Source organism: Arthrobacter sp. zg-Y1171 (assembly GCF_025244845.1).
Classification (GTDB): domain Bacteria; phylum Actinomycetota; class Actinomycetes; order Actinomycetales; family Micrococcaceae; genus Arthrobacter_B.
Window position 1 is genome coordinate 3,368,143 of sequence record NZ_CP104264.1, and the last position, 13,104, is coordinate 3,381,246.

13 protein-coding genes are annotated in these 13,104 nt (G+C 65.1%); 3 read left to right on the forward strand and 10 right to left on the reverse strand.

The features are described 5' to 3' along the window. Positions 1-80 precede the first annotated feature (80 nt). Both N2L00_RS15895 and N2L00_RS15900 read left to right on the forward strand, forming a co-directional pair. On the forward strand, positions 81-1,205 hold the full coding sequence (locus N2L00_RS15895; RefSeq protein WP_255862792.1) for an exo-alpha-sialidase: 1,125 nt from the start codon (positions 81-83) through the stop codon (positions 1,203-1,205). Further along, the gene (locus N2L00_RS15900; protein WP_255862237.1) at positions 1,183-1,521 is read left to right on the forward strand and encodes a MoaD/ThiS family protein; all 339 of its coding nucleotides are present in this window, start codon (positions 1,183-1,185) and stop codon (positions 1,519-1,521) included. The genes N2L00_RS15895 and N2L00_RS15900 overlap by 23 nt, the downstream gene beginning before the upstream one ends. Before the next feature lie 107 nt (positions 1,522-1,628). On the opposite strand, the gene N2L00_RS15905 is transcribed toward N2L00_RS15900, so the two are convergent. Then, positions 1,629-2,402 (reverse strand): transglycosylase family protein, encoded by a 774-nt coding sequence (locus N2L00_RS15905; protein WP_255862236.1) that lies wholly within the window; start codon positions 2,400-2,402, stop codon positions 1,629-1,631. Between the two features lie 678 nt (positions 2,403-3,080). Here N2L00_RS15905 and N2L00_RS15910 point away from each other — a divergent pair. Further along, positions 3,081-5,078, forward strand: a complete 1,998-nt coding sequence (locus N2L00_RS15910) for an APC family permease (RefSeq protein WP_255862235.1) — start codon at positions 3,081-3,083, stop codon at positions 5,076-5,078. Between the two features lie 33 nt (positions 5,079-5,111). On the opposite strand, the gene N2L00_RS15915 is transcribed toward N2L00_RS15910, so the two are convergent. The 9 genes from N2L00_RS15915 to N2L00_RS15955 all read right to left on the reverse strand — a co-directional run bounded on the left by N2L00_RS15915 (position 5,112) and on the right by N2L00_RS15955 (position 13,033). Continuing rightward, a complete protein-coding gene (locus N2L00_RS15915) occupies positions 5,112-5,732 on the reverse strand; it encodes a cell division protein CrgA (RefSeq protein ID WP_255862234.1) in 621 nt (206 codons plus the stop codon). 52 nt (positions 5,733-5,784) lie between these two features. Then, positions 5,785-7,167 (reverse strand): replicative DNA helicase, encoded by a 1,383-nt coding sequence (gene dnaB / locus N2L00_RS15920; RefSeq protein WP_229951200.1) that lies wholly within the window; start codon positions 7,165-7,167, stop codon positions 5,785-5,787. Positions 7,168-7,742: 575 nt separating this feature from the next. Further along, on the reverse strand, positions 7,743-8,192 hold the full coding sequence (gene rplI, locus N2L00_RS15925; RefSeq protein ID WP_146359901.1) for a 50S ribosomal protein L9: 450 nt from the start codon (positions 8,190-8,192) through the stop codon (positions 7,743-7,745). 18 nt (positions 8,193-8,210) lie between these two features. Then, on the reverse strand, positions 8,211-8,450 hold the full coding sequence (gene rpsR, locus N2L00_RS15930; RefSeq protein WP_003800144.1) for a 30S ribosomal protein S18: 240 nt from the start codon (positions 8,448-8,450) through the stop codon (positions 8,211-8,213). A 150-nt stretch (positions 8,451-8,600) separates the two neighbouring features. After that, complete coding sequence (locus N2L00_RS15935) at positions 8,601-9,170, reverse strand: single-stranded DNA-binding protein (protein WP_255765485.1); 570 nt, start codon at positions 9,168-9,170, stop codon at positions 8,601-8,603. A gap of 34 nt (positions 9,171-9,204) precedes the next feature. Then, positions 9,205-9,555, reverse strand: coding sequence for a 30S ribosomal protein S6 (gene rpsF, locus N2L00_RS15940; RefSeq protein WP_227920298.1), 351 nt, complete (start codon positions 9,553-9,555; stop codon positions 9,205-9,207). A gap of 201 nt (positions 9,556-9,756) precedes the next feature. Continuing rightward, on the reverse strand, positions 9,757-11,037 hold the full coding sequence (locus N2L00_RS15945) for a M18 family aminopeptidase (protein WP_255862233.1): 1,281 nt from the start codon (positions 11,035-11,037) through the stop codon (positions 9,757-9,759). Positions 11,038-11,199: 162 nt separating this feature from the next. Continuing rightward, positions 11,200-12,075, reverse strand: a complete 876-nt coding sequence (locus N2L00_RS15950; RefSeq protein ID WP_255765487.1) for an ABC transporter permease subunit — start codon at positions 12,073-12,075, stop codon at positions 11,200-11,202. A 4-nt stretch (positions 12,076-12,079) separates the two neighbouring features. Beyond that, positions 12,080-13,033, reverse strand: coding sequence for an ABC transporter ATP-binding protein (locus N2L00_RS15955; protein WP_255765488.1), 954 nt, complete (start codon positions 13,031-13,033; stop codon positions 12,080-12,082). Between the last annotated feature and the right edge of the window lie 71 nt (positions 13,034-13,104).

Below are 13,104 nucleotides of genomic sequence, written 5' to 3' on the forward strand. Positions count from 1 at the left end.
GGCAGCCGGTCTTTGCGCAACCCCTTGTTCCGGGGACCCCCCGGTGCTGGAATAACCGCATGGATGCCGTGCCCGAAGCGATGCCCGCCGCCGACCCCGCTGCCGTGCCCGCCGCCGCATCCCCCGGTGCCTCCACCGTCGTCGCCATCGGGACCCGCAAGGGCCTGTGGCTGGCCACGAGCCCCGACCGCCGCAACTGGGAGCTGCGCGGGCCGGAGTTTGCGATGACGGAGGTCCCGTCCCTGGCCTTTGACGCCCGCAGCGGGACCCCGCGCCTGCTGGCCGGCGTCCGGTCCGAGTGGTGGGGCACCAATGTCGCGATTTCGGATGACCTGGGGCGGACCTGGCAGGAACCCGAGCAGGCGGCCATTGCCTTTCCGGAGGACACCGGCGCCTCGCTGGAGCGCATTTGGCAGCTGGCGCCGGACAACGCGGACCGGCCGGGCGTTGTCTGGGCGGGCTGCGAACCGATCTCCGTGTTCCGCTCCCAGGACGGCGGCAAGCACTTCGAACTGGTGCGGGGGTTGTGGGACCACCCGCACCGCACCCAGTGGGGTGCCGGCTACGGCGGCCCGGCCGCCCATACGGTCCTGCCCAGCCCCAGCGACGATTCCGTCCACGTGGCGATCAGCAGCGGCGGGGTCTACCGCTCCGATGACCGCGGGGAGACCTGGGACGCATTCAACACCGGCATCATCGCGGACTTTATGCCGGAGAAGTATCCCGAGTTCGGGCAGTGCGTGCACAAGGTTGCCCGGGACGCGGGCAACCCGCAGCGGCTATACGCCCAGAACCACGGCGGGGTGTACCGCAGCGACGACGCCGGCGGACAGTGGTTGTCCATTGCGGACGGCCTTCCCGCGGATTTCGGTTTCGTGATGCTTGCCCACCCCACCCGCCCGGATACCATCTGGACCATTCCGCTGGGTTCGGCGGGGGAACGCAATCCGCCGCAGGGCCGCCCGGCGGTATACCGCAGCACAAATGCAGGCGGGAGCTGGGAGCGGTTCGACGCCGGTCTGCCCGCCTATGATTTCAACGCCGTGCTGCGCGATGCCGCCTACGTGGACGACGCCGATCCCGCCGGCATCTACTTCGGTACCCGCGGCGGCGAGGTGTATGCGAGCGCCGACGAGGGCGAGAGCTTTCACCTGGTGGCAGCCAATCTTCCGGATGTGCTCTGTGTCCGCGCCGTTGCGGCCTGACGCTCCCGGCCGCACCGACGTCGAGCTGTTGCTCCCGGCGGCGCTGGCCGACGCCGCGGACGGACGCCGCCTGTTGACGCTTCGTCCCGCGCCTGGCGAAGGCACACCGGAAAACATCACCGTTGCGGATGTCCTGGCGCTCCTGCAGTCCGATTTCGCCGGTGTGTACCGCCGGATCTGCGACGAGACCGGGGAGCTGCGCCGCTATGTGAACCTGTACCTGGACGGCGAGGACATCCGGGACCTGGACGGCGCTTCCACCGTGCTGCCCGCCCGTGCGGAGCTTCTGGTCCTGCAGTCGATCGCCGGCGGGTGAGGATAGTTAAAAGGAACGGGCGCTTTACGCATTTCGCGTAAAGCGCCCGTTCTGCTTCGATCGCCGCACTAAGGCGGAACAGCTACCGAAGACTCACGCTGCCGTGACTAGGCCGGCAGCTGCAGGGTCTGACCGGTGAAGATCAGGTCCTGGTGGATAACGGTATCCAGGTTGGCGTTGTACAGCGCCTGCCAGCCGCCCTCGATGCCAAGCTTCTCGGCGATCCCGGAGAGGGTGTCGCCGGCCTGGATGACGTAGGTCTCGCCGGACAGGGCCGGAGCCGGGGTCTGTACCGGTGCAACGGCCTCAACCGGGACGCTGGTCGGTGCCGGAGCAACGGTCTGCGGCTGTACGTAGGTCTCGACCGGAGCGGCCTCGACCACAGGAGCAGGCTCGGTGTAGGTCTCAACCGGAGCGGGCTCGGTGTAGGTCTCAACCGGAGCAGGCTCGGTGTAGGTCTCAACCGGAGCGGCTTCGGTGACAGGAGCCTGCTCAACCGGAGCAGGCTGGGCGGCCTGCGGGTTGGCGGTGGCGCCGGTCAGGCCCAGCTTGGCGGTGCAGGCAGGCCAGGCGCCGGGGCCCTGCTCAGCCAGGACACGCTCAGCCACGGCAATCTGCTGCTCGCGGCTGGCGTCTGCCGGGTTGCCGGTACCGCCGAAGGCTGCCCAGGTGCTGGGCGTGAACTGCAGCCCGCCGGAGAAACCGTTGCCGGTGTTGATAGCCCAGTTTCCACCGCTCTCGCACTGTGCAAGGGCATCCCAGTCCATGGAGGCTGCGTTTGCCGGAGCGGCCAGGCCGGCGAGGCCGGCAGCGCCAGCACCGGTGATGGCGGCGGTAGCCAGGCCGCGACGTACGATACGACGGATCTTCTGGTTCTTCATAAGTTTTGTGCTCCCACGGGTTCCACCTGCGCTCATCCCGTCCCCGGGCGTCTGCACGCCGTCGCCTTCCCCATATTGATAGAGGTCTTCTTGGATGCCACGCAGCGGCGACGTGCAGTGGACGCGTGGCATCAGGCTTACTGGTTTGAGGCCGCACCAGCATTAGTAGCGGCCGCCGCCGACTTCGATTCAGTCAGGCGGTCCAGCCCTCGATCAGGGCCTTAACCAACGTAAGGGAGTCTTTTATCGAGATCAAATCGATATCAAATATGCACGAATCGTTATCTTTTCCAGATCCGCGTAGATAAGCGGCAGAAGTACAATCCACACCCGTTTTTGTAGATTCCGTCACGTATTCATTTTCGGGGCCCAGGACGCGTTTTCCGTGATCCGGGTCATCCTCAAAGCAGTGAGGAACGCCATCAAAAGAACGCCGGCAGACGCCGTGCGGACGTCCGCCGCCTACAGCTTCTTGCCGAGACCCGTTCCCACCCCATGTGCAACAGCCATACCGTTATTCAGCGTGTCCTTGATCATGCTCCGGTGATCGCGCCGATACCGGCGCCCGGGTTCCGGACGGTGCCGGGGAGCCAGCCGCGCCCCGGCCCGGGAAGGGCGCAGCCGCCGCGTTTTTCCGCTTCTGGACAGTGCAGGCGGACCCGTCTAACGTTGGTCCTCGTGCTCACATTCTTCAATGCGCTCAAACGCATTCTGGTCGGGCGTCCTTACGGCAACGAACGGCTCTCGCACACCCTCCTCCCCAAGCGGATTGCGCTCCCGGTTTTCGCCTCGGACGCCCTCTCATCTGCTGCCTATGCGCCCGATGAGATTCTCCTTACCCTGGCCCTGGCCGGCGTGGCTGCCGTGACCCTGTCCCCCTGGGTGGGGCTGGCCGTTATTGTCGTCCTGCTCACGGTGGTGGCGTCCTACCGCCAGAACGTCCACGCCTACCCGTCCGGCGGCGGCGACTACGAAATCGCGAGCACCAACCTGGGCAAGCCCGCCGGCCTGACCGTCGCCTCCGCACTGCTGGTGGACTACGTGCTCACCGTCGCTGTGTCGATGTCCTCGGCGGCGTCCTACCTCGTGACGGCCATCCCCGCGCTGCACGGCACCCAGGCCACCATCGCCGTGATCGGGGTGGCCGTACTGGTCCTGGTGAACCTGCGCGGCATCCGGGAGGCCGGCGCCTTGTTTGCCGTACCTACCTACATCTTCATGCTCTCCGTACTGGGCATGTGCCTCACCGGCTTCCTCCAGTTCCTCAGCGGAGACCTCCGCCAGGCCCCCTCGGCATCCTTTGAACTGGTGCGGGAATCCGGTTTCGACGAAGGGCTCGTAGGACTTGCCGGCGTCCTCCTGCTGCTGCGGGCCTTTTCCTCCGGCGCAGCCGCACTGACCGGCGTTGAAGCCATCAGCAACGGCGTCCCCACGTTCCGCAAACCCAAGAGCGCCAATGCCGCCACCACCCTCTTGCTCCTGGGCGTGATTTCCGCTGCCATGATCGGCGGGATCATCGCCATGGCCAACCTCACCAAGGTCCATGTCGCCCAGGACCCGGCCACCCAGCTCACATCCAACGGTTCACCCGTGGGCGAGGACTACGTGCAGCATCCGGTGATCAGCCAGTTGGCGGAGACCATCTTCGGCGACGGCAGCATCGCGTTCTACCTTGTCGTGGCCGCCACCGGGCTGATCCTGGTCTTTGCCTCCAATACCGCGTTCAACGGCTTCCCCGTGCTGGCCTCGATCCTGGCCAAGGACGGGTTCCTCCCGCGCCAGATGCGCACCCGCGGGGACCGGCTGGCGTTCAGCAACGGCATCATTTCGCTCGGCCTGGGCGCCCTGGTGCTTATCGTGGCCTTCGACGCCGATGTCACCCAGCTGATCCAGCTCTATATTGTCGGGGTCTTCGTCTCCTTCACCGCCAGCCAGCTGGGTATGATCCGGCACTGGACCGGCAAGCTGCGCACCGAGCGGGATAAGGACGTACGACGCCGGATGCAGCGTTCCCGGGCGATCAACTCCCTCGGCTTCGGCATGACGGCCCTGGTGCTGCTCATCGTCATCATCACCAAGTTCACCCACGGCGCGTGGATTGCCCTGCTGGCCATGGCCGTGCTCTACGTGATCATGTACAGCATCCGGGTCCACTACGACACGGTTGCCCGCGAGCTGGCGCTCAGCGCTGACGACCACGGCCTGGCCCTGCCCTCCCGGGTCAATGCGGTGATCCTGATTTCGCAGGTCCACAAGCCGGCCCTGCGGGCCATTGCCTATGCGCGGGCGTCCCGTCCCTCCAGCTTGAACGCGATCATTGTGGATCTTGATCCGGAGGACACCCGCCGCACGCTGGCTGACTGGGAGCGGCTGCAGATTCCCGTGCCGCTGACGGTCCTCTCCTCGCCGTACCGCGAGACCATCTCCCCGGTGCTGGCGTACCTGCGCGATGCCCGGCGAAACGCGCCGCGGGAACTGTTCGTGGTCTACATTCCGGAGTACGTGGTGGGCCGTTGGTGGGAGCAGCTGGTGCATAACCAGACCGCCCTGCGCATCAAGGCCCGGCTCCACTTCGAGCCGGCCATCATGGTTGCCTCCGTGCCGTGGCAGCTGGCGTCCAGCCACGATGCCCACGGAGAGCCGGCGGGCGGCCCCGGCGCGTCAAACCGGGGCTAGGCGCGGCCGGGGCGCCTACTCCCCCGGGGGCGCCTACTTTCCGGCGCGGCCGGCGAGGATTGACCGGTAGGCGTACTCAGTAAGCCTGCCGTCCTGCACGGCCTGCTCCACGACAGCAAAGGAGCGCGCACCGGCGTCGCTGCTGTACGGGAAGTGGATGAGCTCTGCAATGAGCTCCCATTCCTCGGTAATCGAGTCGATGAGATCGCCCGGGGTCTCTTCAGCGGACGGGCCTCCGCCCAGGACAGTCCACTCGCCGTCGGGCACCCGGTAGGCCTGCAGCCGGTCCAGGTCCGCCTCAAGTTCCGCCAGGGAGTCGTACTCCGTCTGTGCCACGGGGGGAACGGAGCCGTCCGGTGTCGCCAGCTGGCTGACGAAGGTGCTCTCGGAAGACGGGTAGATGGAGGTGGGGACGGGTTCGCCTTCCTCCAGGTACGCCGGCAGCTGGGACGGCATCCAGTACCAGGCGTCGCCCTGGTCAGGGCCGCCGGGCTGGTCCCGCTCGCTGATCCAGCCGCGGGCGGTCAGCAGTGCCTCTGCCTCATCGCTGAAGTAGGCGGTTTCGCCGCGCAGCAGGGCATTGACTTCATGCTCGGCGCGGCGGGCCTGCTTCTTTTTGGAAACAGCTTTCTTGCGGGGCTTGGACTTGGGCATGCTGGATCTCCTGCGGCGGTGGGGGAAAGCGGTGGAGGGGTGAACGCGGCGGCTAGAAGCCGCTGCCGCCCTCAACCGCCATGTTCGAGAAGCGTGAATAGTGGCCCTGGAACCCTACGACGATGGTCTTGGTGGGGCCGTTACGGTGCTTGGCCACAATGACGTCGGCCTCGCCGGCGCGCGGCGATTCCTTGTCGTAGATGTCCTCGCGGTGCAGCAGGATGACCATGTCCGCATCCTGCTCGATGGAGCCCGATTCACGCAGATCGGAGACCATGGGCTTCTTGTCGGTGCGCTGCTCCGAACCTCGGTTCAGCTGCGACAACGCGATCACGGGGACTTCGAGCTCCTTGGCCAGCAGCTTCAGGGCACGTGAGAACTCGGAGACTTCCTGCTGACGGGATTCCACGCGCTTGCCCGAGGACATCAGCTGGAGGTAGTCCAGCACCACGAGCTTGAGGTCGTGGCGCTGCTTCAGGCGGCGGCACTTCGCACGGATCTCCATCAGGGACATGTTCGGGCTGTCATCGATGAACAGCGGCGCATCATTCATGCGCCCCATCGTGGTGGCAATCTTGCCCCACTGTTCGTCCTTGATGGTGCCCTTGCGCAGGTCCTGAAGCCCGATGGTCGCTTCAGCCGAGAGCAGGCGCATGGCGATTTCGTTGCGGCCCATTTCGAGGGAGAAGAAGACGGTGGTCATGTTGTTCTTGATGGCCGCGGACCGGGCGAAGTCCAGCGCGAAGGTGGACTTTCCGACGGCCGGACGGGCAGCGATAACGATCATCTGGCCCGGGTGCAGGCCCTGGGTGAGCTCGTCCAGTTCGTAGAAGCCGGTGGGCACGCCGGTCATGCCTTCGCCGCGGTGCCCGGCGGACTCAATCTCGTCCACCGTGCCCTCGATGATGTCCTTCAGGGGCACGTAGTCTTCAGCAGTCCGCCGCTCGGCCACGGCGTAGATTTCTGCCTGGGCAGCGTTGACAATGTCATCCACTTCCATGCCCTCGTTGGAGTAGCCCAACTGGACAATCTTGGTGCCGGCACCAACAAGGCGGCGGAGAACCGCCCGCTCGCGCACGATTTCGGCATAGAAGCCGGCATTGGCCGCGGTGGGAACGGACTGGATCAGCTCGTGCAGGTAGGCCGGTCCGCCGATCCGGCCAATCTCGCCCCGCTTGGTGAGTTCATCCGAAACGGTGACGGCATCGGCCGGTTCCCCGCGGCCGTAGAGATCAATGATGGCCTCGTAGATGGCCTCATGTGCAGGGCGGTAGAAGTCCAGCCCGCGCAGGACTTCCACGCAGTCTGCGATGGCATCCTTGGAGAGCATCATGCCGCCAAGCACCGATTGTTCTGCAACCAGGTCCTGCGGCGGTGTCCTCGCGAAGTCCGGACTTGATGTTGATGCCGGGGAGTCCGTATGCGTGAGCGACACTGTGACCCTTTCCATAAAGGCTAAGACGTTTCGATCCCTGCCCTGCCGGAGGGCTTGCTTATCTCTATCAGCCCGCACTGACTATCGCCGGAACGGCGGCGGCGTGCTGACGGATCCGAGCCGGCGGACATGCGTCTGAAGAAGGGATTCACCGCAACCGTATGCCTCCTTCGCCCTACCGACAAACGAGTTATCCACAGGTCCTGTGGACAGGCTGTGCATAACGCGGCGTGTCTTGTGCACAGGCTGGGCATAAGCATGTGGATAAATCTTAGTTTTTTCCACAAAAGGGGCTCTGACTAGGGCAAACGCTTGTCCACACCTGTGTAAACAAACTATTTTTCCGCCGCGCCCGGCTGCCGGTGCCGTGTTGACAGCAGCTCAAAACAGGCCTAGGAGTGCCGAAATCCACAAATACCCCCCGCGATATCCACAACAGCAGTCTCAACGGAGCATGGATTGCGTACGTCTGCTGCCGGGGCATGCAGAACGGCGGCCGGATCAGCGGTTCCCCGCACAAAAAAAGCACCCCCCGGCCCGAAGGCAGGAGGGTGCTTTGGTGTCTGCGTCAGACGTTAGCCTGCAACGACCTCGAGGTCGATGACAGCTGCAACATCGTTGTGCAGGCGGACGTTGGCCTGGAAGGAACCAACCGACTTGATGTGCGTCGGGAGTTCAACCTTGCGCTTGTCGATGGCGCCGAGACCGGCGGCTTCGACAGCAGCGGCAACGTCGCCGGGCTTGACGGTACCGAAGAGGCGTCCGGACTCGCCGGCCTTGACGGTCAGCTTGACCGGCTTGGCGGAGAGAGCAGCAGCCTGCTTCTGAGCATCTTCCAGGGAAGCGTGCTCGCGGGCAGCGCGGGCAGCCTTGATGGACTCAACCTGCTTCTCGCCACCCTTGGTCCAGGTCAGAGCGAAGCCGCGGGGCAGGAGGTAGTTACGTGCGTAACCGTCCTTAACCTCGATGACGTCGCCGGCAGCGCCGAGACCGGTTACTTCGTGGGTCAGAATGAGCTTTGCCATGAGTTAGGTTCCTTTCCTTTAGCCGCGGCCAGCGCCGGAGTAAGGCAGGAGAGCAACTTCGCGGGCATTCTTGATTGCCTGGGCGATCTTGCGCTGTTCCTGCACGGTGACGCCAGTTACGCGACGAGCGCGGATCTTTCCGCGGTCGGAAATGAACTTGCGCAGCAATGCTACGTCCTTGTAGTCGATGACAGTGATGTCAGCGGCCTTCAAGGGATTGGACTTTGGTTTGGGCTTGCGAAGTTCAGCCTTAGCCATCGTGGAGCTCCTTATGTCTAGTGGAGCCCGTGGATACATTTTCCACGGGATGGGCTCGACGGCGGTTGCCGTCTGAGGATGGCGCCCGAAGGCGCCGGGTGAAGGGCCGCTTCTCCCGAATGGGGGTCGCCGCTCTTCGGATGAAGAGGTTTAGAAGGGCGGATCGTTCGAATCCGGGCCGCTGCCCCATCCACCGGAGTTGCCGCCCGCAGGGGCGCCCCAGGGATCGTCAGCCGGTGCGGACTGCGCGGGCTGCTGCTGGCCGCCGCCCCAACCGGAGTTGGAGTTGCCGCCGAAGCCGCCACCGCCACCGCCGCCGTTGTTGCCGCCGAAGCCGCCACCGCCACCGCCGGAGCGCTGGGTGCGGGTGACCTTGGCAGAGGCATAACGCAGCGAGGGGCCGATTTCGTCGACCTCAAGCTCCATTACGGTGCGCTTTTCGCCTTCTTTGGTTTCGTACGAACGCGACTTCAGGCGGCCCTGGCAAACTACGCGGGTTCCCTTGGTGAGGGACTCGGCGACGTTTTCAGCAGCTTCACGCCAGACAGACGCGCGGAGGAACAGCGTTTCGCCGTCCTTCCACTCGTTGGACTGACGGTCGAAGGTCCGCGGGGTCGAGGCAATGGTGAAGTTCGCCACTGCCGAACCGGACGGAGTGAACCGCAGTTCCGGGTCGTTGGTTAGGTTACCGACGACGGTGATTGTTGTCTCGCCTGCCATGAAAGCCTCCTGATATCAGTACGGGTTGCCGAAATTATTCTGCGGAAACCTTTGCAGCGTCCTTAGCGGCCTTCTTGGCATCCTTCTTCGAGATCTTCTGCTCTTCCGGGCGGATGATCTTGGTGCGCATGATGGTCTCATTGAGGCTCAGCTGGCGATCAAGCTCGGCTGCTGCTGCAGGCGTACCGGTGAAGTTAACCACCGCGTAGATGCCTTCAGTCTTTTTCTGGATTTCGTAGGCCAGTCGACGACGGCCCCAGATGTCTACCTTGTCGATGGTTCCACCATCGTTGCGGACAACATTGAGGAACTTGTCGAGCGAAGGCTCGACGGTACGCTCTTCGACCTCGGGGTCGATGATTACCATCAGTTCATAAGCACGCATTTGTGAACCCACCTCCTTTGGGCTATACGGTCACGGCATTTCCGTAACAGGAGGTTCTTTTGCGTTGTCTCCCCTCGGCATGCAGCTGATCCGCAGCGGGGGGAATCTGCCGGCCGAAGCCGACAGCACAGACTTTCTTATCCTATCCGATTTCCCGGGACGGGATTGACACGCCGGGATCCGCCGACCCTTCCGTCCGGGTCAGGCCGCCCCCGCCGCGAAGAACAACTGTGCCACTGCGGCCAGGCGCCGGGGGTCCTGCACGCCTGCCATTTCCCGGGCCGAGTGCATGGAGAGTACGGGAATCCCGACATCCACGGTCCGGATGCCGAGCCGGGTTGCGGTCAGGGGTCCAATGGTGGAGCCGCAGGGGACGGAGTTGTGGGAAACGAATTCCTGGTACGGCACCTCGGCGGCCGCACAGAGGCTCGCCCAGCGGGCCATGCCGGGGGCGTCGGTGGTGTAACGCTGGTTGGCGTTGATCTTCAGCAGCGGCCCGCCGTTGAGCACCGGGTGGTTGGCGGGATCATGCCGCTCCGCGTAGTTGGGGTGGACGGCGTGGCCGACATCCGCGGAAATACAGAAGGAGGCGGCCATCGCGCGGGCACGGTCCGCCGTCGTCGCGCCGAGTCCGTCACCGATCCGCAGCAGTACATCTTCGAGGAACGGGCCGGCAGCGCCGGACCGGCTGCCGCTGCCCACCTCTTCATGGTCGAACGCCGCGAGGACGGCAACCGGTGCGGTGGGCGCGACGTCGGCCGCGATAAGTGCGACGACGCCGGCGTGGACAGAGGAAAGGTTGTCCAGCCGCCCGGAGGCGAAGAACTCCCCCTCGGCGCCGAAAACCTGCGGTGCCTGGGTGTCGGCGGCAACGATGTCGTAGCCGCCGATCTCCTCCGGGGCCAGGCCGGCCTTGGCCGCCAGCAGAGCCACGAGGTCGGAAGTGGACGGGTCCCCCAGTCCCCAGACCGGGTTCATGTGCTGTTGTTTATCCAGCTTCAAGCCCTCATTCACGGCCCGGTCCAGGTGGATGGCCAGCTGCGGAAAGCGCATCAGCGGGCCGGTCTCCACGAGCCGCTCCTCGCCGGCCAGGGTGACCATCCGTCCGGCAAGCTGCAGCTCCCGGTCCAGCCAGGAGTTCAGCAGCGGGCCGCCGTAGACTTCGACGCCGGCCTGCAGCCAGCCGAGCCGTCCGGTGGTGGGCCGGGGCTTGAGCTTGAAGGACGGGGAATCGGTGTGGGTACCGAAGATCGAGAACCCGGTGGCGGGGCCGGCGGCCTCAGGCGTGACCCAGGCGATGAATGCGCCGTCGCGCACCACAAAGAATTTTCCGGACGAGCGCGGGAAATCCCCGGTCTCGAGTACTTCCGTGAACCCTGCCTCCGCCAGGCGGCGCGCGCCTTCACGCGCCGCGTGGAAGCTGGAGGGTGAGGCGCTGACAAACGCGCCGAGGTCATTTATGTGGGCCAATGCGTCAGACATGCTCCGATTCAACCAGAGCCCGCCGCCCCGGCGTAACCATCGGCCTTCCGGGACGTAAAGAACCCCCGGCAAGACCATTGCCGGGGGTTGTGGAGGTGATGTCCGGTGAAGGCGGGGGCGGCCGTTCTTCCGCCGCCGCCTTCACCGAAGTCCGGGTTTCCCTTAGACGTCGCGGCGCTTGGTGACGATCAGGGCAGCAATGAGCAGGACCACGGCCCAGGCCGCCAACACCAGGCCGCCCTGCAGCTGGGTCAGGGCCCCTTCGGCGGTGGCCCCGGCGGTGACCAGCTGGGTGCCGGCGTTGCTCGGCAGGAACCGCGCGGCGTCGGGGATCCAGTCGGCGATTCCCTGCACAATCTGAACCACCAGCGGCAGTACGAAGATGATGCCGATGGCGGTGACCACTCCCCCGGCGGTGTTGCGCAGCAGCGTGCCGATCGCCATCGAGAACACGGCGATCAGGGCCAGGCAGGTACCGGTGTTCAGGATGCTGGCGAGCACGCCGTTGTCATCCAGCGACAGGCTGAGGTCCCCGCTGTCCAGGATTGGCTGTGCCACCAGGAAGGAAATGAAGGCGGCGCCGGCGCCGATGACGAAGGAGATCACGGCAATGACCAGGGCCTTGGCCAGCAGTGCGGGGATCCGCTTCGGGACCGCACTGAACGTGGAGCGGATCATGCCGGTGCCCCACTCCGAGGCGATCAGCACCACGCCCAGCGAAGCGATCAGCAGCTGGCCGAAGAACAGGCCGCTGGCGGGTATTTCAGGCACCAGATCGGTGTATATCTTCGGATCGCCGAACGCCATGGCTTCTTCGGGGGTGCTCGCCGAGCTGATCATGTCCAGCACGGCCACCACCTGCCAGGCCGCCAGGGCGGCCAGGCCGACCATCACCACAACCGTGATGGCCAGCAGGATGACGGTGGAGGGTACGGTGTTGACCTTGATCCACTCGGATTTGAGGACCCGGCCGAAGTTGACACCGGAGCCGGTCGGGGCGGGCGCGCCGTGTTTGTTAGTTGATGTAGCAGTACTCACGGTGCTAGTTCCCCTTCCCGGAGGCAGCGCCCGCAGGAACAAGGTCCTGCGGCAGGTCCTGAGACCGGTATTCGACGTCGTCGCGTGTCAGTTCCATGTAAGCGTCCTCGAGGGACACCTGCTGGGGTGTCAGTTCGTACACCAGGATCCGGCGTTCCAGTGCCGTTTCGGCGATCAGGCGCGGATCGGCGCCGGTGATCTCCAGCAGCCCGCCTTCCTTCTCCACACCGGCAACCCCGGGGCGGTCCAGGGCAAGCAACAGCTCCCGCGGGCTGTCCGTGCGGACAAGCGTGCGGACCTTGTCCTCTCCGGCGATGATTTCGCTGATGGGGGCGTCGGCGATGATCCTGCCGCGGCCGATCACGATGAGGTGATCTGCGGTCTGTGCCATTTCGCTCATGAGGTGCGAGGAAAGGAAGACCGTACGCCCCTCCGATGCCAGCCCGCGGGCCAGGTGCCGCACCCAGAGCACTCCCTCGGGATCCAGGCCGTTGACCGGTTCGTCCAGGATGACCGTGTGCGGATCCCCCAGCAGCGCCACCGCGATGCCCAGCCGCTGGCCCATGCCCAGGGAGAAGCCGCCCACCCGCTTTTTCGCCACCGGAGAGAGGCCGGTGAGTTCAATGACCTCGTTGATCCGCTTGGTTGAAATACCGTGGGTGGCTGCCATCGCCCGCAGATGGTTGTACGCGCTGCGCTTGGTGTGCACGGCCTTCGCATCCAGCAGCGCTCCCACCTCGCGAAGCGGCGCCTTGTGCTGGGCGTAGGGCTTGCCGTTGACCAGAACCTTGCCGGCGGTGGGCCGGTCCAGGCCCACGATCATGCGCATGGTGGTGGATTTACCGGCCCCGTTCGGACCCAGGAAGCCGGTGACTTTGCCCGGCTGGACAGTAAAGGAAACATTATCGACGGCTGTTTTTCCGCCGTAGCGCTTGGAGAGGCCGGATGCCTCGATCATGGGTGATCCTCACGTTGGGAAGCAAAAGCTGGGGGGTCTACCTCCACCATAGAGGGCCGGCGCCGCAACGG

Coding starts and splice junctions, on each gene's coding strand:
- N2L00_RS15895 (WP_255862792.1), top strand. CDS start 81: ATGCCCGCCGCCGACCCCGCTGCCGTGCCCGCCGCCGCATCCCCCGGT.
- N2L00_RS15905 (WP_255862236.1), bottom strand. CDS start 2,402: ATGAAGAACCAGAAGATCCGTCGTATCGTACGTCGCGGCCTGGCTACC.
- N2L00_RS15915 (WP_255862234.1), bottom strand. CDS start 5,732: ATGCCCAAGTCCAAGCCCCGCAAGAAAGCTGTTTCCAAAAAGAAGCAG.
- rplI (WP_146359901.1), bottom strand. CDS start 8,192: ATGGCAAAGCTCATTCTGACCCACGAAGTAACCGGTCTCGGCGCTGCC.
- rpsR (WP_003800144.1), bottom strand. CDS start 8,450: ATGGCTAAGGCTGAACTTCGCAAGCCCAAACCAAAGTCCAATCCCTTG.
- N2L00_RS15935 (WP_255765485.1), bottom strand. CDS start 9,170: ATGGCAGGCGAGACAACAATCACCGTCGTCGGTAACCTAACCAACGAC.
- rpsF (WP_227920298.1), bottom strand. CDS start 9,555: ATGCGTGCTTATGAACTGATGGTAATCATCGACCCCGAGGTCGAAGAG.
- N2L00_RS15945 (WP_255862233.1), bottom strand. CDS start 11,037: ATGTCTGACGCATTGGCCCACATAAATGACCTCGGCGCGTTTGTCAGC.
- N2L00_RS15955 (WP_255765488.1), bottom strand. CDS start 13,033: ATGATCGAGGCATCCGGCCTCTCCAAGCGCTACGGCGGAAAAACAGCC.